The sequence below is a fragment of the Janthinobacterium sp. GW823-FHT01H08 genome, from assembly GCF_058797855.1.
On sequence record NZ_CM179504.1, the window covers coordinates 2,087,572 to 2,107,150 of the forward strand.

At 53.2% G+C, this 19,579-nt stretch carries 19 protein-coding genes and 1 tRNA gene; 9 read left to right on the plus strand and 11 right to left on the minus strand.

Translation table 11 applies throughout. The annotated features are described in order from the left end of the window. Nucleotides 1–23: 23 nt before the first annotated feature. A tRNA-Ser gene (locus AC3RCG_RS09300) sits at nucleotides 24–113 on the plus strand. Between the two features lie 589 nt (nucleotides 114–702). Then, nucleotides 703–2,403: a DUF262 domain-containing protein gene (locus AC3RCG_RS09305; RefSeq protein ID WP_492404294.1), complete on the plus strand. Its 1,701-nt coding sequence runs from the start codon at nucleotides 703–705 to the stop codon at nucleotides 2,401–2,403. 521 nt (nucleotides 2,404–2,924) lie between these two features. Here the strand turns inward: AC3RCG_RS09305 and AC3RCG_RS09310 are convergent. From AC3RCG_RS09310 to AC3RCG_RS09320, 3 genes are all read right to left on the minus strand, one after another. Further along, nucleotides 2,925–4,349, minus strand: coding sequence for a DUF8370 family protein (locus tag AC3RCG_RS09310; protein WP_492404296.1), 1,425 nt, complete (start codon nucleotides 4,347–4,349; stop codon nucleotides 2,925–2,927). A gap of 57 nt (nucleotides 4,350–4,406) precedes the next feature. After that, complete coding sequence (locus AC3RCG_RS09315; protein WP_492404298.1) at nucleotides 4,407–5,180, minus strand: DUF4062 domain-containing protein; 774 nt, start codon at nucleotides 5,178–5,180, stop codon at nucleotides 4,407–4,409. A 97-nt stretch (nucleotides 5,181–5,277) separates the two neighbouring features. After that, entirely contained in the window at nucleotides 5,278–5,529 is a 252-nt protein-coding gene (locus tag AC3RCG_RS09320) for a hypothetical protein (protein WP_492404300.1), read from the minus strand. Nucleotides 5,530–6,271: 742 nt separating this feature from the next. Between AC3RCG_RS09320 and AC3RCG_RS09325 the strand changes: the two genes are divergently transcribed. After that, entirely contained in the window at nucleotides 6,272–6,544 is a 273-nt protein-coding gene (locus tag AC3RCG_RS09325) for a DUF4242 domain-containing protein (protein ID WP_070224858.1), read from the plus strand. A gap of 263 nt (nucleotides 6,545–6,807) precedes the next feature. Here AC3RCG_RS09325 and AC3RCG_RS09330 read toward each other — a convergent pair whose 3' ends face one another. Together AC3RCG_RS09330 and AC3RCG_RS09335 are read right to left on the minus strand one after the other, a co-directional pair. After that, on the minus strand, nucleotides 6,808–7,221 hold the full coding sequence (locus AC3RCG_RS09330) for a hypothetical protein (RefSeq protein WP_492404302.1): 414 nt from the start codon (nucleotides 7,219–7,221) through the stop codon (nucleotides 6,808–6,810). Nucleotides 7,222–7,269: 48 nt separating this feature from the next. Continuing rightward, the gene (locus tag AC3RCG_RS09335; protein ID WP_070313006.1) at nucleotides 7,270–8,016 is read right to left on the minus strand and encodes a hypothetical protein; all 747 of its coding nucleotides are present in this window, start codon (nucleotides 8,014–8,016) and stop codon (nucleotides 7,270–7,272) included. A gap of 263 nt (nucleotides 8,017–8,279) precedes the next feature. Between AC3RCG_RS09335 and AC3RCG_RS09340 the strand changes: the two genes are divergently transcribed. The 5 genes from AC3RCG_RS09340 to AC3RCG_RS09360 all read left to right on the plus strand — a co-directional run bounded on the left by AC3RCG_RS09340 (nucleotide 8,280) and on the right by AC3RCG_RS09360 (nucleotide 10,506). Continuing rightward, on the plus strand, nucleotides 8,280–8,687 hold the full coding sequence (locus AC3RCG_RS09340) for a GNAT family N-acetyltransferase (RefSeq protein WP_070224861.1): 408 nt from the start codon (nucleotides 8,280–8,282) through the stop codon (nucleotides 8,685–8,687). Nucleotides 8,688–8,717: 30 nt separating this feature from the next. Next, a complete protein-coding gene (locus AC3RCG_RS09345; RefSeq protein ID WP_492404305.1) occupies nucleotides 8,718–9,161 on the plus strand; it encodes an immunity protein RhsI2 family protein in 444 nt (147 codons plus the stop codon). Nucleotides 9,162–9,269: 108 nt separating this feature from the next. Further along, nucleotides 9,270–9,833: a hypothetical protein gene (locus AC3RCG_RS09350; RefSeq protein ID WP_492404307.1), complete on the plus strand. Its 564-nt coding sequence runs from the start codon at nucleotides 9,270–9,272 to the stop codon at nucleotides 9,831–9,833. Nucleotides 9,834–9,842: 9 nt separating this feature from the next. Next, complete coding sequence (locus AC3RCG_RS09355) at nucleotides 9,843–10,151, plus strand: hypothetical protein (RefSeq protein WP_071650301.1); 309 nt, start codon at nucleotides 9,843–9,845, stop codon at nucleotides 10,149–10,151. 157 nt (nucleotides 10,152–10,308) lie between these two features. Next, nucleotides 10,309–10,506, plus strand: a complete 198-nt coding sequence (locus AC3RCG_RS09360; RefSeq protein ID WP_070224865.1) for a DUF3079 domain-containing protein — start codon at nucleotides 10,309–10,311, stop codon at nucleotides 10,504–10,506. Nucleotides 10,507–10,691: 185 nt separating this feature from the next. On the opposite strand, the gene AC3RCG_RS09365 is transcribed toward AC3RCG_RS09360, so the two are convergent. The 3 genes from AC3RCG_RS09365 to AC3RCG_RS09375 form a co-directional block, all read right to left on the minus strand. Beyond that, entirely contained in the window at nucleotides 10,692–13,496 is a 2,805-nt protein-coding gene (locus AC3RCG_RS09365) for a TonB-dependent receptor plug domain-containing protein (RefSeq protein WP_141750045.1), read from the minus strand. A gap of 606 nt (nucleotides 13,497–14,102) precedes the next feature. Next, a complete protein-coding gene (locus AC3RCG_RS09370) occupies nucleotides 14,103–14,570 on the minus strand; it encodes a GNAT family N-acetyltransferase (protein ID WP_492404309.1) in 468 nt (155 codons plus the stop codon). 33 nt (nucleotides 14,571–14,603) lie between these two features. Beyond that, on the minus strand, nucleotides 14,604–15,263 hold the full coding sequence (locus AC3RCG_RS09375) for an XAC2610-related protein (protein WP_492404311.1): 660 nt from the start codon (nucleotides 15,261–15,263) through the stop codon (nucleotides 14,604–14,606). 152 nt (nucleotides 15,264–15,415) lie between these two features. Between AC3RCG_RS09375 and AC3RCG_RS09380 the strand changes: the two genes are divergently transcribed. Further along, nucleotides 15,416–16,072: a tetratricopeptide repeat protein gene (locus AC3RCG_RS09380; protein WP_492404313.1), complete on the plus strand. Its 657-nt coding sequence runs from the start codon at nucleotides 15,416–15,418 to the stop codon at nucleotides 16,070–16,072. Here the strand turns inward: AC3RCG_RS09380 and AC3RCG_RS09385 are convergent. From AC3RCG_RS09385 to fdhD, 3 genes are all read right to left on the minus strand, one after another. Beyond that, nucleotides 16,059–17,039 carry a ribonuclease Z gene (locus AC3RCG_RS09385; RefSeq protein WP_492404315.1) on the minus strand — a complete coding sequence of 327 codons (981 nt, stop codon included), beginning with the start codon at nucleotides 17,037–17,039 and terminating at the stop codon, nucleotides 16,059–16,061. The two genes, AC3RCG_RS09380 and AC3RCG_RS09385, sit on opposite strands and share 14 nt — an antisense overlap. A 46-nt stretch (nucleotides 17,040–17,085) precedes the next feature. Beyond that, entirely contained in the window at nucleotides 17,086–18,585 is a 1,500-nt protein-coding gene (locus AC3RCG_RS09390) for a metal-dependent hydrolase family protein (RefSeq protein WP_492404317.1), read from the minus strand. 142 nt (nucleotides 18,586–18,727) lie between these two features. Next, nucleotides 18,728–19,573: a formate dehydrogenase accessory sulfurtransferase FdhD gene (gene fdhD, locus AC3RCG_RS09395; protein ID WP_492404319.1), complete on the minus strand. Its 846-nt coding sequence runs from the start codon at nucleotides 19,571–19,573 to the stop codon at nucleotides 18,728–18,730. Nucleotides 19,574–19,579: the final 6 nt, after the last annotated feature.

The window sequence follows — 19,579 nt, forward strand, 5'->3', positions numbered from 1 at the left end:
CTTTATGTATAATGCTGCCATCTGGAAGCGTGGCCGAGTGGTTGAAGGCACTAGTCTTGAAAACTAGCGACGGGTTAAACTGTTCGTGAGTTCGAATCTCACCGCTTCCGCCAGGAAATAAAAAGAAGAGCCGCCCCCTTGGGCGGCTTTTTTTATTTCCTGACGGAAGCGAGCAGGGCGCCTTCGCGCCCTGCGTGTGAGATTCGAAGGGCTGGGCCTACCGGCCCAGCCCGCCCCGAATCCTCCAACCGCTGCCGCTGCGCGGCAGCCCCGCGCGCCGCAGGCGCGCGTTCGTGGTTCTAATTAGGTTTTCGACTGAGCAAGCTTTCACAGCACCCGACGCATCAGTCCGTGTCTGAATTACGGACCTGACCCTCGCGTCGTTTGACCCTCGCGTCGTGTGGACTGGCGCGGCGGGGCGAAGAAGGGGCGTGCTTTTTGACGCATTTTGACTCACAATTGCTGTGGAAACTGTAAGAGTGTGTCGCCTGGGCGATATCTACTTCAAATTACACGAACTACTCAAAAAATGTATGCAAAAGATTAGGACTGTAAATGAAAAAAAGTGTGAGCAGCGAGAGTTCGTTTTGTGGAAGTAAATAAAAATATGATTTGTGGTGAATTAAATTCGCTACAATGTTAAGTCTTTGTGATTGTACCTGAAACACTAAATTTTAAATCTTTAAATTATGGAGTGCAATTTTGAAAATCGAATCTAAGGACACTGATATAGAAAGTTTGCTTGATGGTAGTTATTTTCATATTCCTCGGTTTCAACGTCCATATTCATGGGATGATGATAATATTAATGATTTCTGGAATGATTTAATTTCCAACAAAGATGAAGATTATTTTATTGGGTCGATGGTGGTGTATAAGAGGGGTAAGCAACAATTTGGTGTGGTAGACGGTCAGCAACGATTGACTACTATAACTATTCTCTTGTGTGTATTGCGCGATGAGTTCGCTATATTAAATAGATTTGATTATGCCGAAGGGTTGCATCAGTTAATAGAGAGAAAGGATAGGGATAATAAAAGTGAGTATGTTTTACGAACTGAAACGTCTTTCCCATATTTCCAGGAAAACATTCAAAAATTTGGCCCCGCTGATTTGAATGTAAAAATCCGTTCAGAAGAAACAAATTTGCAAAATGCATATGATATATTTAGGAAGTTGGTCGTATCATCGCTTGATGCAATTGATGTAGATGCTACTATAGTTCAAGCGGATAAAGACAATAAGAAAATTGGTAAGTTAACTTCGATTCGAAATACTGTATTAAATTTAAATCTAATTTTTGTGGTATTGGATAGTGAGGATGATGCGTATTTAATATTCGAAACTTTAAATACAAGAGGGAAGGATCTTGCTGTTTCAGATCTGGTGAAAAACCACTTCGCTAAACATTTAAAAGCTAAAGGTAGTGTTGATGCTGCAAAATTGAAGTGGGCGGAAATAATGGAGACTATACATAACTCGTCCGCCGACATTTCTTCTGATAATTTTATATATCATTTTTGGTCTTCTCGTTACGAAGCGCTGCCACTAAAAAAGATTTTCCCTGTATTTAAGCGAGACGTAACTAAGGAAAATGCAAAATATTATATGGAGGCATTGCTCTCGGATTCAAAAATTTATCGTTCTATCCATGAGCCATCATACGCCTGGGTGAAAGGGGAGATTGAGGCATCACGCTCTTTAGCAGCACTTTTTAATATATTTAAACTTTCTCAGCCTACACCCGCTGTTTTATCTCTTGTGCGTGCTTATCGGGACGGGAAAATTAAATTCGCAAAGCTTAGAGATGCTTTGAAGGCTATCGAAAAATTTCATTTTGTATTCACGGCGATAACCTCTTCCAGATCCTCTGGCGGGATTTCGGCAATGTATTCATCTTTCGCGAGAAAATTATTTGAATCTAATGGGCCACAGGAAGCTTCAAATGAGATCATGGAACTCGTAGTGAAATTGCGAAATCGACGGCCATCCTTAGAGGAATTTAAGGTTGCATTCAAAGAAGTTACATATACTAATAGTAATTCTAAGCAGAAAAATCTAGTTCGATATATTTTAAGAAATTTTTCTGAATTTGAAGGGTATAAGTATCCGGTTGATTTTGAGGATTTGACAATAGAACATATTTATCCTCAAGTAAAGGTTGGTGTTGAGGGGTGGACTGATGATAATATTGGCCAACTTGCCAACCTAATGTTCTTGGATCAGAAGATGAATGAAAAAGTGGGTGTGCAAGATTATGCGGAAAAAATAAATATATTGAGGAAGGATGGCTATGTAATCCCAAATGATATGTTGAATATCGCAGTCTGGGATGTGGCCGCTATGCATGATGTCAACGATAAAATGGCTACTGTCGCATACACCAAAATTTGGAATATCTAATTATTTAACGAATAGCGTGAGCCCGCATAGGTGTTCAGTTCGATGCTCAGCTAGCCAAGCTTGCTGGTGGAGCGCCATACTTTAGATTGAGCAGCGATGGATACCGTCCGAGGTACAGCGACTGAAGAATTCCGGTGCTCTATAGATTGACGGTACAAAAATAGGTATGTAACTAGTGTGTGACGCCGTAAGGCCCATAAATTCTGGTTATGTGCATTACACCGCTTCCGCCAGGAAATAAAAAGAAGAGCCGCCCCCTTGGGCGGCTATTTTTATTTCTTGGCGGAAGCGAGCAGGGCACCTTCGCGCCCTGCGTGTGAGATTCGAAGGGCTGGGCCTACCAGCCCAGCCCGCCCCGAATCCTCCAACCGCTGCCGCTGCGCGGCAGCCCCGCGCGCCGAGGGCGCGCGTTCGTGGTTCTAATCAGGCTTTCGGCTGAGCCAGCTTTCACAGAACCCGACGCATCAGTCCGTGTCTGAATTGCGGACCTGACCCTCGCGCCCGTGCTCGCGCCCGTATAATTATTCTTTAGCCTTGCTAGCAGATAATTTTACTGAGCCGTCAATCATAATCACCGTTGGGCAAGGACGAGGGGCCTTCTGTACTACTTCTTTAAATTTTTCCATTCTGGCTTTGCTGTAACCCCCGTTGTCTATCACAAAGTAAAACCCCCTAATTGATTTTTCGGCTTTCATATAAATCGGAAGCTGGACCTCAAAACCATGCCGAAGTTGATTGTTGCTAGTCAACTTAATTTCCACTAAAACTTTTCCTTCAAAACCGCTGCTAATTTTAAAATCTACAGGACCTCTTCCAGCATCGCTTTCAGGAGCTATATCTAAGTTATTGGCCGTACAGTAAGCTTCAGCAATGCCAAAAAAAAGAAGTTGAGCTGCGGATTCATGTTTTCTCACGCCTTTATCATCATATAGAAGACGCGCAAGCTGATTATCTTCCACTAAATTTTTGAAATGATCACAAATTTGACGGACTAATTTCTCTACATCATCTATATTTGGTTTTTCTGGAAGCTCCAACTTTAAAGGTGCGATGGATATCACCTCACGCGACGCTCTATACCAAATTACCTCCCCCGCAGGATCATTACGAAAATCATAAAATTCCGGGTCTGACTTGAGATAAGCTGTAAGTAAGTCAGCAAGCACTTCCGGATGGGAAACAAAAGTTTCTCTCAAAGCGCGCTTCTTATCAGCCAAGTTCGCTGATGACAAAGATGTGCCAATTATTGCATTTAACTCATCGCGCAAATGTTCATTCAGTTCCATTATAGTTGCAATGTCCCCGTAATCTTCGGCTACAGGTAAATCTCGCAAAACTTCTTTTGGGACAAGAATTATTGGCTTGCCATTAAGCGGGTTGGTTGGTAAATCTTCTTGTTCCATACCCTTGGAGTATGTCATGCTTTGCATAATTATTCCGCAATCACTACAGACCCTTTGGGTAAATGAAATTAAGTCCTTAATAATTATTTTGGCGACCATATCGCTTATTCGATCTGGTCCAATCTTGTCTTGGAAAATTCCAACCAGTTCAAAGATTGTCGGATCATCAATCCCAGCTTTTGTAATTTTTTTGATGTTTTCAAGTAAATTTTCGCGCAGCTCTTTTCCCATCCCACTTCCTAAACTACCGTTTGTGGCATAACCAATACATAGACCATCTACCTCCGGAAAGGTGAGCATTTTATCTGCTTGCTTCCAAAATGGATCGCCCTTTTTTTCAATGTGTTTCACAACTCGCATAACTCTTGCGAAGTGATCAAATATGGTGGTTGAGCTATTTTCTAATTCTGGGGTAGTTGTTTTTAGAACTAAGCGTGGATCTATAAAAAGACGAGTGTCAACGCTAAGAATTGGATCGAATGCTCCTGTTTTCTCAAAGATGTCCGGTGGAATTCCATAGAAGTCAGCGAAACTTTGTAACATAAGATCCCAGTTTGTTTATTTTAGAGTAGTGGTTTTGGTATGAAAATAGCTTCTGTTTTAGATGTTGGTTTTAATAAAGTCAGCAACTTCAAGTTCTTTTGATTTTGGAAAAATCCAACCGCCCAAAGTTGAGTTCCATTTTCCTCCAAGGTCTTTAATGCCATCCTTTACTTCCTTTGTATCGCCTTTAACTAGAAATGATTTTACCTTTCCATCTTTTTCATAATCTTCCATATAAACCTTTCCCTGTTTTATTATTTTCTGAATACTTGAGGCTCGGTCCTTTGCCTCTTTTTCAGAAGGTATAGGTATAGGTTCGTTCTTTATGAGGCGTTGAACATTTATTGATATTTGTGATAAGAGTTGTTCTTTAAAATCGGTAACATCCCGATATGTTCCAGTAAGACCAATTTTTTGCATCTTTTTCTGGAACGCACGAAGGGCCTGTAATTGCTCGAGATCCAGCGATCCAATATCCACTTGCTGACCAGAAAAATAAAGCATGACAGGCCGTCCATTCTTAATGAACCATTCGATTTCTTCTACCGTTCCACTCTCACTGGCTCCTGTAGGTGAACCTAAGCGAGTCCAGAACACGCCTATAAGCATATCGCAGCCGCTCACTAGTTGCTCGTTAATTATTCCTTGTGCACGATCCCCTAGCAAAGGCGCTGAGTGTGTCTCCCAGCCAATAGGCATCAGCATGACACTCTGATTCTCAGAGTTCATACTATTCCAACGAGAAATTACCTCTGCGATTGCCTCCCGTTCCCGTGAAACGTCACCAGGGCTGGCAATCAATAATTTATAAACTTTGGCTTCGAAAGGCATATATTAAACTCCATAAATTTAAATAAATATTTTTCGGAATTATGACGTCATGTTGTTCGATATTTTTATTGGAACTTGTGGTGCCATTGATTTTAATTTAATTGTTTTGGTCGAAGCTAATAAGGTTAAAATACGCACGCATTTTGGCCGGGGTTTCACAGTGTGCAAAGTACAGCGAACTGTCCCATATCTCTCCAATGGTTGTTCCGCTATCATCCATCAGTACGACAGCCTGTTCACTACTGGCTACAGAAAAATGATCATTCAAGAAATCCCAAATTTCAGACAAGTTAGCACCTGCCTTGAACTCCTTCAATGTGCCACCTATTGCCGCTTTGATAATTGCCATAATTTTTCGATTTTTGCATAATTGTGAGCACTTTCAGTGGGATGCACGTAACGATAACAAGTTCTCTTTTGGGAAAATTCACAGATTGTCACGTTTAGAGGAGATTTGTTTTTGAACGACACGCAAGATGCCGTACTTGCGAGAAATCCCTAGAATTTTGCGGAAGGAGTGCAACACAAACGGGGAGAAGGATTGCTGTCGCAGAATGAAATCCATCCGCAGCGGGCATGGAAGTGTTCCACAAACCGGAAGCAGCGCATGTAAATGCTCATTTAATGGGAGGACTCCATATGGGATTTGGTGGGCGGAAACACGTAGCCAAACCTACCCATACTTGTCTTACGGTTAAGTATTCCAGGCTCTTGTTGGTCTCTTTCCTGGGGAAGTATTAGGTAAGGCTCAAAAAGTCCAGCGACTAAAATTCTGCAATTTTGTTGAGATACGGCACAAAAGTAGGTACATCGTTAGTGAGTGGTCTTGTAGGGAATGCAAATTGCGGTTGTGTGCATTACACCGCTTCCGTCAGGAAATAAAAAAACCGCCTTCTGAACTGAGCCATCTCTCACAGCACACTACACATCAGCCCGTGTCTGAATGCCAGACCAGACTCCAGTACATTTCATGGCAATTCCAACAACACCACCCCACCAGCATGGTATATAACGAATACATGTCACGGCATGTGTGACGCACGTAGCCGGCGAGTGTCGTGCTCGCCAGGAAACCTCATAAGGAGACCGCTATGCCAAAATACGTTATTGAGCGTGATATTCCCGGGGCCGGGAAGTTGTCTGAGCAAGAACTTCAAGCCATTTCGCGGAAGTCCTGCAGTGTCTTAAACAAGATGGGGCCACAAATTCAATGGCTGCAAAGCTATGTTACTGGCGATAAAATCTATTGTGTTTACATCGCTGAAAATGAAGCGCAGGTTCGCGAACATGCCCAGCAAGGTGGCTTTCCTGCAAACCGCGTGTCGGAAGTCATCTCAGTCATTGATCCGACTACGGCAGAGTAGTTCCGCCGCCAATGTACTTGAGTCTCGTCCCTGGCGGAGCTTGACTCGGGCAGGGACGAGTTGTGCGTTACATGACCGTTTGGGAAGACGTTGACCGAGCGGCATGGGGCGAGAGTAACCATCAGTCCGCGTCATCACCGTATCGACTGTATCGAGCCTCTGACGAGTCGGCCTGCGTAGCTTTTGCGCCGAGCCGGCTTCTACGACGCCCAACGCATCCGTTCGTGTCCAAATGACGGAACTGCCCGTCGCGTTGGTGAATCTCAGGAGTTTGCCGGCATACCCGCGGCGCGTTGTGGCCTCTTGTCGACCGGCACAAACACTTCCCATTTATGTTGTATTGTCGGCTTTACGGTCCTGGCGCAACTCACAGCAACATTCGGTCCAGACAGGCCATGGCTCTTCGGCACCCATGTCACATGCAAAGGTAGCGCGCATTTCGTCACCAGAATCTTCCGGTTCGGCTCCAATACCTGCCACCGTGTGCCGTTTTTGGCATTTTCTGCTGCCATGAACTTGACTGCGGCCTCCCTGATCTCAAACAAGCCATGTATGTCACCGCGTGTTCTATCTTCGTCAAGCGTGGCAGCGATTGCCGAGGCGATGCCAGCGGCAAGAAAAAGAGCGCCGGCAAGGGCGGCGCACATGCGTTGATTCCATCGTAACGGTAGCTGCATCTTTACACTCCTTGCCGAGGCTGTTTGATATCCCCCGCCATCACAAAATCAAGCCACTTCATCGCGCCTGAACATGAATTGTTGACGCTGAATGCCTTGCGTGACGAAGTCCGCATCGGGCGGGATTGTTTCCCAGAAAAAAACATGTTTAAAAATGGGGATTTTGTTGAATTTTTTCGAACGAAATATCCATCTGTTTTTCGTGAAATCGCTGTAACGGTCGCCCTTGAACTGTTTATGTACAGTTGTAAAAGGAAGCAACTTTTCCGCAATATCCGGGAAAGAATAATCTGGGTGGTTATCCTTGAATTTCTCGAAAATTGCAAATTGATCTCTGCAGATAACTTGAATGGCCGTTTCTGGCATGCGATAGCGCGGGGACCACAGGACATTCCAGCCTGATTCTATTTCATTGATGAATTTTACCAGGCGCGGCGTCATGATATAGGCGTCCGACTCGATATGGATGATTTTATCCACGCCTAATTCATTGGCCACCTTGACCGAGTGCAGAAAGCTGCGCCACCAGCCGGGGTAGTCAGCCCCGCTTTGCCGTCCCAGGTTGTTGTCGAAGCGAATGATGAGATTTTTATCGTCATTCGAAGCCAGAGGAGCGCTATGGGAAACTGTCTTGATAATGTCGGCAGGCGGAAGAAATGGCGACCCATCGTCAATCATTATCTTCTTTACTGCATCGATTGGAATGTCTTTATAGTAATCGAGCCACCGTTGATACCGGCTTTCCCATGATGGTGCATCTTTTATAAAGCTGGTGCAGAATATAATGGCTTTCATTTGCTAAACACATTCCTTGTGTCGGAAAAAATACAGGTTATTCACGGATTATTAAAATTTTCAACTATTTTAGCAGATCGGAGGCGGTTTAATCACTGAACGGGCATGCCGGCAATGTGGCCGCTGGCAGCATGGCGCCTCTGGCGCGCACTCCTGGCGCCCCGTCACCGGTGCCGTATCATCCACATGCCGCGATCATCGCTGCTTATACTAGGTGCATGGCAGAGGTTTCCCATGCGCCATCTCCTTACACCCGTGAACCAATGAAAAACACCACTGTCGAATATCGTCATAACTTTCCTCTTGATCCGCTGGACGTTGTTCGCGTCTTTGATCAATCCGGCATCAAGCGGCCCACCAGCAACCTCCCGCGAATCGCGCGCATGTTTGCCGCGCCTTGTCTGGTGCTGTCGGCATGGGTGGATGGCCAGCTTGTGGGGCTGGCCCGGTCGCTGACCGACCATGCGTATTGCTGTTATCTCTCGGATCTGGCGGTAGACAAGCAATACCAGGGCCTGGGTATCGGCAAAGCGCTTGTCCAGCGCACCCAGGCCGTCATCGGCGACGAAGTGTCCCTGATATTGCTTTCCGCCCCTGATGCCATGTCCTACTATCCGACGCTCGGTTTTGAACCTGCCGCCAATGCTTTTATCATTCGGCGCAAACATTAAGTGAGCGCTTCCAGGAACGCTTGTGCCCTTATGAAACCCGTCTATACCCTCGCCGAAGCCCTGGCGCAAGACCCCGCTCGCGTGGCCAAGACCCAGGCTCTTACCCTCGACAGCTCCCGGCCCCACATGGGCCTGAAAGGCAGGCACGGCCTGTTCGCCTCCGACGAGTGGTGGGAAAGCATCAAAGCTGGCCGTCTCCAGACGCAAACGTTGACGGGCTGTATCGAGCGCACGTATTTCGCGGGCCAGGATAGCCGGCGCGGCGATCAAGTCAACAGCTTCACTTTGCGTCTGACCGATGGCTCGACAGTCGACGAGAGCATCTACACGCATCGGAAGCAGGACATCAAGCTGTTCGTGCCCGGCGTCACGGTGACGATGGTGTATGCGCTGGACGAGATGAAGGCGCAGGCGGCTGACGGTGGTGCCTGCTACGCGCGGATCGTGCTGGAAGTGTCCGTTTCTGCGTCATAAGGCGCTTATATCCACTTGATACCGCTGCCATAAGCCTCCTGTTCTCTGTCAACAACATCCCTCCAGGTTTGCATTAAATTAAGGGTATTTGATGATGATGGAGGCGAGATGAACGACGAACTCAGTGGTGAGAAATGGGGGCGAAAATTTCCAGGCAGCACCAACACCAGGGATTTGTCAGGAAATTTTCGTTTGGCAGTAGAAGATTTTCTATATGCAATGAAAGAGGCGGGGATCAGGGTTGCAATCAATGCCACCTACAGACCGCCGCAGCGCTCCTACCTGATGCATTATGCGTGGAGAATCGCAAGAAAACAGCTTGATCCCCAACACATCCCGAAAATGGCGGGTGTGCATATAGAATGGGATCACGGCGAAATTGACGCATCTGTCAAGGCTGCAAAGGCAATGTTGATTGTCTTGCAGATTAATCATTTACCCATCAAACCCGCACTGCGCTCGCAACACAATTCTGGTCTGGCGATTGATATGGATTTGCTGTGGAGCGGAGCGGTTGAGGTGAAAGATGCGAGCGGCAATCTGGTGAGGATTGCCACTTTGCCTAGGACGGGCATGAACAGGCAACTTATTGCGGTCGCTGCAACATATGGGGTAAAGAAATACAGCGGGCCTGGAAGCGACCGGCCACACTGGTCCAATAATGGCTATTAAAGGAAAGTCATGCGAAAATTTCTTCTGATAGTGCCTATTTGCTTTGTTCTTCCTTTTGCCTTTTCAGCCGAGCCACTCCCTAAGGATGTCAGCAGATTTATCTATAACGCCGAAGCATGTGAGCACCTGGCGGGAGAATTTGATGGAGAGCTACCTAAGCGGCAGCAGGATGATCTCCTCAAGAACATACATCAATACTGCAAGGTGGCGCAAAATCAGCAGAGAGTTCTTGAGGTGAAATATAAAGGCAATGCCAAAATAATGAAGGTCATCAAGAGTCATGCCAATGATGCGGTAAGCAGTTATGAGGGGGAATGACATACGCTGGTCTTCTGGGGGCACGCAGGGTGCAAGCTGCCGCCGCAGTAATCTTCGCAAAATTGACTTAAGCAAATTCCCAACCGAAATTCGTTTGACCGTCCTCCGCGCCAGGTCTAGAGTCGTCAACGAGACCTCAACCGACCCCATCGCCCCCATGGCCAAGCCCTTTCCCTTGAACCCCAAGAACCCCGAGCGCATCTGCTGGGGTTGCGACAAGTATTGTCCGCCGGACGCCATGCGCTGCGGCAATGGTTCCGAGCGTACGCAGCATCCGGTCGAGCTGTTTGGCGAAGGCTGGAATGACTGGGGGCTGGCGGCGGCCGACAAGGAAGAGGATACGAAGACGCCTTGAGCCGGCGGTGGCCGGGCAGCACACTGCTTGTCAGCGGCTGAAACCTGGCGGAAACTGTCGATTCCGGGCTTGGTGCATGGGCTGACCTTCGGCATTCCCCATCTGAAACTAAAAAGGGCTGAGTCCTGTGCAGCACAGGACTCAGCCCTTGGCTATTGGCGCACCATCACGCCGGCAGCAGAGGATTACATGAAGTGGTAGTTGGCGCTGATGCGGAAGTAGCGGCCTTGACCATTGTGCAACTGCGGATTGAAGCCTTCCACTGGGTAACGTGGATCATATGGCGCCTTGATATCAAACAGGTTCTTGATATTGAACGACAGGGTCAGATCCTTGAAGCCCGTGTAGGAGTACGCCATATTGGTCGTCGTCCAGCTCTTCACGTCGCAGCTGCTGATGTAGTTGCTGTACTTCGGCAAACCACCGAGCCCATATGCCGACTTCGGCTGACCCACGCCGTACTGGCAGTATGGTTTCTCGTAGACCACATTGTTGTCGCTACGGCGCAGCAACGATACGGGACCGACGAAATCTACCGATGTCGTCAGCGAGTGGTCGCCACGGGTCCAGTTGACCGACAGGTTGCCGCGGTTCTTGGGATTGTCGCCGACCGAGGTGGCATAGTCGGACAGGCCGCCGTTCGCACCGGAGGTATCGGTTGCCACTTCGCCCGGACGTTCGGCGCGCTTGAAGCTCATCAGATAGCTCCAGTTCAGGTTGGCGGTCAGACGGCCCAGATCGCCCAGCGATTTGCGGTACGCCACTTCGAAATCGATGCCCTGCACTTCGGTGCTGCCCTGGTTCACATACGAACGGTTGACCTGGGAAATCGGACCCGAGTTAGGCACCACGTTGCCATTGGCATCGGTCACCAGATTGGCCGGATTGTTATCGCGTATCACGCTGCCAGGATAGCGGTCCTGGCGATCCACCATGTACTGCGCGCTGAACAAAGCGGTTTCATCCACTTTCTTGATGCGGTAGTAATCGACCAGCACGTCGATTTCCTTGGTCGGCGCCAGAATCAGGCCCAGCGAGTAGCTCTTCGATGTTTCAGGGCGCAGATCAGGCGTGGCTGCGGATAGGCTGGAAATGCCTTTCTTGCAATCAGTTTTATCCGCGCCGGTGGCCGGATTGACGCCGTCCGGGCAGCGCAGCGGGTCAACCACGTTGCTGAACGATTGCACGCCGCCAGGCGAAACCTGGGTCAGCGCTGGTGCACGGAAACCTTCGGCATAGGTGCTGCGAACGGCTACGCGGTCGCTGATGGTCCACTTGGCGCCGACTTTCGGCACGAAGTTGCCCTTCAGGTTAGGGTATTTATCGTAACGGCCGGCAAAGTCCATTTCAAAGTATTTCGCAAACGGCGTGCGTACTTCGATGAATGTCGAGCTGACATTGCGTTGGCCATCGGCCGACGAGTTGGCCAGGCCGATGATGTCGCCGCGCTGCGTCGCCATGTCTGGCGTCAGGCCGATTTTTTCTTGACGGAATTCGGCGCCGAACGCCACGCCGACCTGGCCGCCGGCCAGCTGGCCAAATGCGGTACTCGCCTTGGCGTCGACTTGCGTTACCTGGGCAAAGCCGCGGTTTTCCAGGTCACGCGTGACGCTAGGGTCGGCATTGACCTGCGCCAGGGTCCAGTTCTGCGTCATGACCTTTTCCAGGGTCGGACGATACAGCATGCCGTTCCAGTTTTCGGTGCGTTCGGCTCGGTTCCACAGTACGGCCGTTTCCCAATCCCACGCACCTGTCGTGCCGCGCACGCCAGCGAGCAAGCGATAGCTTTCGTTCAGATTGGAGGCGCCGCCCGGGGCGCTGACGCGGTAGCCGACAGCGGCGCGCTGCGTCGGGAATGGATTGTCAGGATGACCTACCGGCAAGATCATCTGGAACTGCTGCGGTGCGCCGTTGAGTTGATACACGGTAGTCGAAGCCGTGCTGCGGAAGGCCGTCGGCACGCGCAGATAGGTGCGCTCCGAACGGCTGTAGCCGGCTTCGGCAAAGGCGGTCACGTCGTCATTGATCTCGAACGTGGCGCGCGACAGCACGTTGGCATCCTTGCCGGCGCTTTGCACTTCGGCGTAATCGTCGATGTTGAAGTTGCAGAAGGTGCGGCCTACCAGCGGGTCGCTTGCCAGCATGTTATGCGCCGCCATGTTGCCGGTGATTTGCTGCGACGCCGGGCAGTCCAGGCGGTTGATGATTTGCGCGCGCTGGGCGTAGGTGGTGGCGAAGTTCTTCGTGCCAGGCTTCGTTTCAGCGTAGAAGAAAGGCGACGTGGTGAGGCTGCTGGAGAAAGGGTTCAGGCGGCCGTTGATGTCGGCATACATGCCTTTCTCGACGTCATTTTCGTTCTTGATGATGGTGCTGTCGCGCTTGGCTACGTCAAAGCTGACGAAGGCATTGAAGCGGTCCTTGCCAAAGCCGAAGATACCGCTGGCGCTCTTGCGGGCAAATTCGCCGTCGTCGTTGGCGCTGATGCTGGCGCTCATTTCGGCGCCAGTGTACTTGGTTTTCGTAATGAAGTTGACGACGCCGGCGATGGCGTCGGAACCGTACACGGCCGATGCGCCATCCTTGAATACTTCGACGCGTTCGATGGCCGAGACGGGAATGCTGTTCAAGTCATAGACGGCCGATTTTCCCTGATTCGGGTCGGCATAGGCGGATGCGGTGATACGGCGGCCATTGAGCAAAATCAGCGTGGAAGACGAACCGAGGCCACGCATGGAGGCGGTTGCCGCACCGCGGGCAAAGCCGCCGTCGGTCACGTCCACCGACGAGCCCGATCCGAAGGCAGGAATCGAGTGCAACAGTTCGGCCACAGTATTGGCGCCGGTAGCGGCAATCTGCTTGGCATTCAAGGTCTGGATAGGCGAGGAGCCTTCTTTTTCAGTGCGCTTGATATTCGAACCGGTCACCAGGACTTTTTGCAATGCCGGTTCTGCCGGTGCTTCCTGGGCAAACGCCATATGGGATGAGGACAATGTCAATGCGACAGCGACGACGCTGCGCTTCAAAACAAACTTCTTAGTCAATTCACTTCTCCGTACGAGTCATTCTCAGGACCCGTTATATGTGAAAAACTGTTGAAACAAGCACCTTGCGATAGGCACGCGCCTGCCAACTCGATCTAGTTTGACCGTTCAATTGCAGTCATTTTTTGTAAAATGTGATATTCATTTTACCTAGAAGACACATAAAAACATTTCCATATAGGAAATGTCAATTTTATCTATCACTGTTGCTCTTATTTACAACAGTAAAGATTTTCTTTACAAATGGATGCTGCTGAAATTTCCGTGTTTTCGGAAGATGATGATCGGAAGGAAACGCGCTCAACGTGAGGCAACGAGGCGGTGGGCATGAGAGAACATGCCGCTCCAGACGGGAATGCCATGCTTCAAGGCGATTGCCTTGTGGGTAATTCATGCATGGAGGAAATTGTCAACAGGCGTTTTTTTGATAACGGTGGCGTGGCTGTCGCCAATACGCGAAATCGTCATGCTCGACAGCACGAGTGGCGGCGGGAAATACGATGGAGCTGCGCATAACAGGGGACGACGAAAGCGCTGCGACGGCGTCCCTTGCTGTCAGTTGAGCACGAATTCCAGCACGTCGTCGCCATACTTGTCCGTCTCGCCCGTCGCCTTCCAGCCCAGGTAGCGGTAAAAGCCGTAGGAGCGCGAGGCGGGGTCGCTGGAGCAGCCGAGGAACAGCCGCTGGTGGCCCTGCGCGCGCAGCTCGGCCATCACCAGTTCCAGCAAGGTCTTGCCGATGCCCAGGCCTTCGAATTCCGGCAGCAGCGCCAGGACGATGATTTCGCCCGTGTCGCGCTCGCCAAAGCAGTAGCCGGCCAGCTGGCCGTCGTGATGGCAGACCTGGCCGGGCAGGCTGCCCGAGCGCATCATATCGGCCCAGGTGTCGGCCGTGATGCCCACTTCCGCCAGGCGTTCTTTGGAAACGGCGTTTTGCCGTGTCTTGCCGCGCAAGGCGATGAAGGCCGCGGTATCTTCCGCCCTGGCTGCATGGAAAGTAATTGATGCTGAATGTGTCGTCATGTGTAAGTGAATTATTCGATGGTAGTGAAGGATTTATTCCCAGGATTTGCGCATGATCTGCGCATGGCGCTGCCAGTCAACGACGTTGGTATGTTCGATGGCTTGCTGGCCTGGATTGCCGCTATCGATCTTTTCATCCTTGACGATGACCAGGTCGTTTTTATCGTTCAATCCATATTCCCGGTAGCGCTCGCAATCCTGTGCGCGCCGGGCGACGGTGATTAACTTGTTAGCCTGCCACTTATAGCTGTCTTCATAAAAGCATTGCGCCGCGCAACCGCAATTGGCGATGCCGCCTTCGATTCTTTGCCCGGCGATGCTGATATCGAGATTCGGAATGGCCGATAAGGGTTTGTTGAAACTGTATTGTTTTGCTTGCGCATCCCACAGCCACACGTCGGAACAGCGGATGCGTCCCTGGCTATCCGTATAGCCGGTGACCCACAGGTCGGCATGGCCATCGAAATTCATGTCGGCCAGCAGCGCGTGCAAATTGCCCGTGCCGCTGCTGCTGCAACTGCCAGTCATCCACTGCTTGCCGATTTTCAGCTGGTAGGTTTGTTTTTCATCGTGATTCGCATAGCGGATATCGGCCGCTTGCCGTACTTTCCCTGTCGCGGCTTTATCCAGATGCAAGGTGCCGCCATAAGCGGACGTGGAAAGCAGGGATAAAAGCAGAACAATCAATTTCATGGCGTTATTCTTCGGGCACAATGCCCCGATTGCATCAGGTGGAGAATGATCATAACGCAGGATATGGGCAATGCGCCACACGGTTTCTATCGTGCATTCTGCCTGTAACAGTGCTGTGTACAATGCCAAAAATCCCCGAACAAGGAATCTTCATGACTGTTTCCAGCGCATCTTTTAATGAAGCGGGCATCCTCGCTTATAACGACGGTAATTACGCCGAGGCCTTTAAACAATTCGACGCCGCGGCGCGCACTGGCGATCCCGCGGGACAGCATTTATTGGCCAGCCTGTATTACCAAGGCCATGGCGTGACGCAAGACTTGCCGAAGGCGGTGGAACTGTTCACGGCGGCAGCGCAGGCGGGCTTTCCGCCGTCGCTGGCCAACCTGGCCCTGATGTATGCGAGCGGCGATGGCGTCGCGCAAGACATGGCGCAATCGCTCGCGTACGGACGCCAGGCGGCCGAGGCGGGCGATGGCCAGTCGCAATTCAACCTGGCGCAGGCCTACCGCAAGGGCGATGGCGTACCGCAAGACTATGCCGAGGCGGCGTTCTGGTACAAGCAGGCGGCCGAGGCCGGTTCCCTGTCGGCGCAGAACGAGTACGGCTTGCTGTACGCGCAAGGGCAGGGCGTGGAACTCGATTACGTGCAGGCGTACGCATGGATCGCCATGCCGGCCGAGGCAGGCAGCGCGCAATCGATCAAGAACCGCGACCAGTTGCTGGAGATCCTCACGCCGTCACAGCAGCAGGCGGCGCGCGCGCTGGCCACTGAATATGCGGCGCAGTACGGCGTCAATCCCCACTGAACGACGATTTCGCCGGCACCTTGGTCAGCACGCCCGTTGCATCGAGTTCATAGCTGTCGAAATCGCGCGCCAGGAACAGTTCACCCGAGTAATGCAGCCGGGCTTCCGCTTCCAGCTCGGCCATGCCTTCCGCATTGTGATAGCGGGCGCTGAAGTGGGTGAGAATCAGATTCGGCACGCGGACCGCTTCGGCAAACTGCGCCACGCGCTGCACGGAACTGTGCGTGGGGCCGGGTCCCACTTTCTGCAGCATGGCTTCCGTGTAGGTGGCTTCATGCACGAGCAGTTGCGCATCGTCACAGGCGTCCGTCAGCAAGGACGGCGTGTCGTTGTCGCCGCCGATCACCACGGTGGCGCGCTGCGTTTCCGTCTGGCGGAAAGCGGCGGCGCGCAAGACCGTGCCATCGTCGAGCAGCGCATCCTGGCCCGCCTGCAATAGCCCCCAGGCGGGGCCGGGCGGCGCGCCGGCCGCCTGCAGGGCCGTCTTGTCCAGTTTCCACCTGCTCGTTTCCAGCGCGAAGCGATACGCGACGCTCGGTGCGCGGTGCGACAGCGCATGGCGCGAGACGGTCAAGCCCGCTGCTGCATGCACGACTGGCGCGCTGTCCACGTCGATGTGGATCAGCGGATACGTCAAAAACAGTTCCGTGTGCAGCAGGGTCGCGTCGATCCAGGCCTTGATGGGGGCCGGGGCGATCAGCAGCAAGGGTTTCTTGCGCCCCGTCATGGAGGCGCTGGCCAGCAGGCCCGGCAGCCCATAGCTGTGGTCGCCATGCACGTGGGTGATGCAGATGCCCACCAGGTCGTGCACGGACAAGGGCAGGCGCTGCAGCCGGTGCTGTGTGGCTTCGCCGCAATCGATCATCCACCAGTCGCGGTTGTGCGTGGTTTGCAGGGCCAGCGACGTGACGTTGCGGTGGCGCGTGGGCACGCCGGAAGACGTGCCGAGAAAAGTCAGTTTGAACATGGGCGCATTATGCGGCAAGCCACCGCCGTTGCCAACGCGCCCGCCTTCAGCCTGCCAGTGGCGCGCTCAATTTGTCTTTGTAGATGCGGCCGTTCTTCATGATCAGGAACAGGCTTTCCTCGGGATGCGCGAGGAAATCGAGGTTTTTCGCGGGGTCGCCATCGGCCACCAGCAAGTCGGCCAGGGCGCCTGCCGCCAGCTTGCCCAAGGCGCCCGGGTAGGGCGCGCGCTGGCCGGACAGGGCCAGCAATTGTCCATTCTGCCCCGTCGCCTGCGCCAGCAGGGTCAGGGGATCGTAAAAGCGCGTGAGCTTGGCCAGCTGGCGGCCCTGCGTGGGCGTGTTTTTCGCGTTGAACAGGATATCCGTGCCCCAGCCCGTCCTGATGCCGTACTTTTGCGCCAGCGCATACGCTTGTATCGTACCTTCCGAGACGATGGCCTGGCTGGCCTTGCGCGCCGCGTCGGGATACACGTTTGCATCCGCGTCTTGCAGGAAAGGTTGCAGGCTCCACCACGTGCCCGTGTCGCGCATCATGCGCGCGGATTCGTCGTCGGCCAGCTGGCCGTGCTCGATGCTGCGCACGCCCGCGCGGATGGCGCGCTGGATGCCTTTCGGCGTGTAGACGTGGGTCATCACATACGTGCCCCAGTCGGCGGCCGCTTCCACGCCGGCGCGCAGTTCGCGTTCCGAATACTGGGTGCTGTCGAGCGGGTCGTACATGGAGGCGACGCCGCCGCCGGCCATCATCTTGATTTGCGTCGCGCCCAGCATCAGCTGCTCGCGCACGCGGCGCAGCACTTCCGCTTCGCCGTCGGCGATCATGGCCATGCCCGCCGTTTCCGCCATGCCCAGCGGCGCGTTGGCCGCGCGGGGGATATCGGAACGCATGCGGAAGTCGCCATGGCCCGAGGTTTGCGAAATCATGGCGCCCGACGGGAAGATGCGCGGACCGTCGACGATGCCTTCATCGATGGCGCGTTGCAATGCAAACGCGGGGCCGCCAGGATCGCGCACGGACGTGAACCCCCGCAGCAGGGTGCGCCGCGCTTCCTGCGCCGCCACCAGATATAAATAGCCGACGTCGGACGTCATGGCCGTCACCTGGCTGATGGCGGCCAGCATGGTGTGCCAGTGGGCGTCGATCAGGCCCGGCATCACCAGCTTGCCCTGGCAATCGATCACTTGCGCGCCCTCGACTTTCTCGCCGGCCGGCAGCAGGGCGGTAATCGTCGCCCCCGTCACCAGCACGTGGATGCCTGCGCGCGGCGCCTTGCCCGTGCCATCGAACAGGCGCAGATTGGTCAGCAATAGGGGGCGGTTGGCTGCTTGCGGCTGCTGGGCGATGGCGTTGCCGCTGGACAGGCCGAGGCCGATGAACGGCGCCAGCATGGCGGCCGTGCCGCCGAGAAATTGCCGGCGCCGCATGTCCGCCATCACGCGCTGGTGCAGGATGGTGAAGACGGTGCCGCCGCAGTCGCAGGCGCGCGGCTTCAAGCCGCCCGTTTGCCACGTGTCCATCAGATGCTGCTCTTGTGCCAGGGCCATCGCGCCATCCTTTCATCGCTGCCGCGCCAGGAGCGTGGCAGCAGGCAAAGTTAATGATTAGAAACTATTGCCATTGAAAGCCGCCAGCGGGGGCAAGTCAAGCGTGCACTTGCTTTACGGCAAAGAATGTAGCATCGGCTGTTCAAGGTGCATGCTGGCCGCTATTTTCCCCTTCGCCCGCCGTGTAATCGACAAAACCGTCGCGGCGGCAAAAGCTGGCCAGCTGCATGCCGGCCTGGCGCGCGATGCGGATGGCCAGCGAGGTGGGCGCCGAGATGGTGGCGACGAGCCCGATATGCATGCGCGCCGACTTGCGCACCAGTTCATAGCTGGCGCGGCTCGACAGGAAGACGAAGCCGTCGTGCATGGCGATGCGGTGCAGCGCCAGGTAGCCGATCAATTTGTCCAGGCCGTTATGCCGGCCCACGTCCTCGAACACTTTTACCACCGCGCCCTCGGCCGTGCACCAGGCGGCCGCATGCACGCCGCCTGTCTTGTGCATCAACTCCTGGTAGGGCAGCAGTTCGCGCGCGGCCCGGCCGAGGATGGCGCTGCTGGCCACCAGCGGCGGCAGGGGGCGCGTAATTTTTTCCGGCACCAGGTCCAGCAGGGCCAGGCTTTCGATGCCGCACACGCCGCAACCCGTGCGCCCCGTCAGCGCGCGGCGGCGGGCCTTGAGCTTGATCAAATCGGGCTGGGCGATGGTCAGCCGCACTTCCGCGCTGTCCGCGCCGCAGCACACGTCGAGGTCGTAGATGTCGCGCACGCTGCCGACGATGCCCTCCGTCAAGGTGAAACCGACGGCGAATTCCTCGAGGTCGCGTGGCGTGGCCATCATCACGGCATGCGCGATGCCGTTGTAGACGAGGGCCACCGGATACTCCTCGGCCACCATGTCGCGGCCCGCCGTGGCCACGCTCGCCTGGTGGCGCACCATGGGAACGTCCAGGTAGCCGTCGCGTTCGATGGTCGTCGTGTCAAAGTCCATGCTGTT

Coding starts and splice junctions, on each gene's coding strand:
- AC3RCG_RS09330 (WP_492404302.1), bottom strand. CDS start 7,221: ATGCAGCTACCGTTACGATGGAATCAACGCATGTGCGCCGCCCTTGCC.
- AC3RCG_RS09390 (WP_492404317.1), bottom strand. CDS start 18,585: ATGGCCCTGGCACAAGAGCAGCATCTGATGGACACGTGGCAAACGGGC.
- AC3RCG_RS09385 (WP_492404315.1), bottom strand. CDS start 17,039: ATGTTCAAACTGACTTTTCTCGGCACGTCTTCCGGCGTGCCCACGCGC.
- AC3RCG_RS09345 (WP_492404305.1), top strand. CDS start 8,718: ATGAAACCCGTCTATACCCTCGCCGAAGCCCTGGCGCAAGACCCCGCT.
- AC3RCG_RS09325 (WP_070224858.1), top strand. CDS start 6,272: ATGCCAAAATACGTTATTGAGCGTGATATTCCCGGGGCCGGGAAGTTG.
- AC3RCG_RS09350 (WP_492404307.1), top strand. CDS start 9,270: ATGAACGACGAACTCAGTGGTGAGAAATGGGGGCGAAAATTTCCAGGC.
- AC3RCG_RS09315 (WP_492404298.1), bottom strand. CDS start 5,180: ATGCCTTTCGAAGCCAAAGTTTATAAATTATTGATTGCCAGCCCTGGT.
- AC3RCG_RS09310 (WP_492404296.1), bottom strand. CDS start 4,349: ATGTTACAAAGTTTCGCTGACTTCTATGGAATTCCACCGGACATCTTT.
- AC3RCG_RS09375 (WP_492404311.1), bottom strand. CDS start 15,263: ATGAAATTGATTGTTCTGCTTTTATCCCTGCTTTCCACGTCCGCTTAT.
- AC3RCG_RS09380 (WP_492404313.1), top strand. CDS start 15,416: ATGACTGTTTCCAGCGCATCTTTTAATGAAGCGGGCATCCTCGCTTAT.
- AC3RCG_RS09355 (WP_071650301.1), top strand. CDS start 9,843: ATGCGAAAATTTCTTCTGATAGTGCCTATTTGCTTTGTTCTTCCTTTT.
- fdhD (WP_492404319.1), bottom strand. CDS start 19,573: ATGGACTTTGACACGACGACCATCGAACGCGACGGCTACCTGGACGTT.
- AC3RCG_RS09370 (WP_492404309.1), bottom strand. CDS start 14,570: ATGACGACACATTCAGCATCAATTACTTTCCATGCAGCCAGGGCGGAA.
- AC3RCG_RS09335 (WP_070313006.1), bottom strand. CDS start 8,016: ATGAAAGCCATTATATTCTGCACCAGCTTTATAAAAGATGCACCATCA.
- AC3RCG_RS09340 (WP_070224861.1), top strand. CDS start 8,280: ATGAAAAACACCACTGTCGAATATCGTCATAACTTTCCTCTTGATCCG.
- AC3RCG_RS09360 (WP_070224865.1), top strand. CDS start 10,309: ATGGCCAAGCCCTTTCCCTTGAACCCCAAGAACCCCGAGCGCATCTGC.
- AC3RCG_RS09320 (WP_492404300.1), bottom strand. CDS start 5,529: ATGGCAATTATCAAAGCGGCAATAGGTGGCACATTGAAGGAGTTCAAG.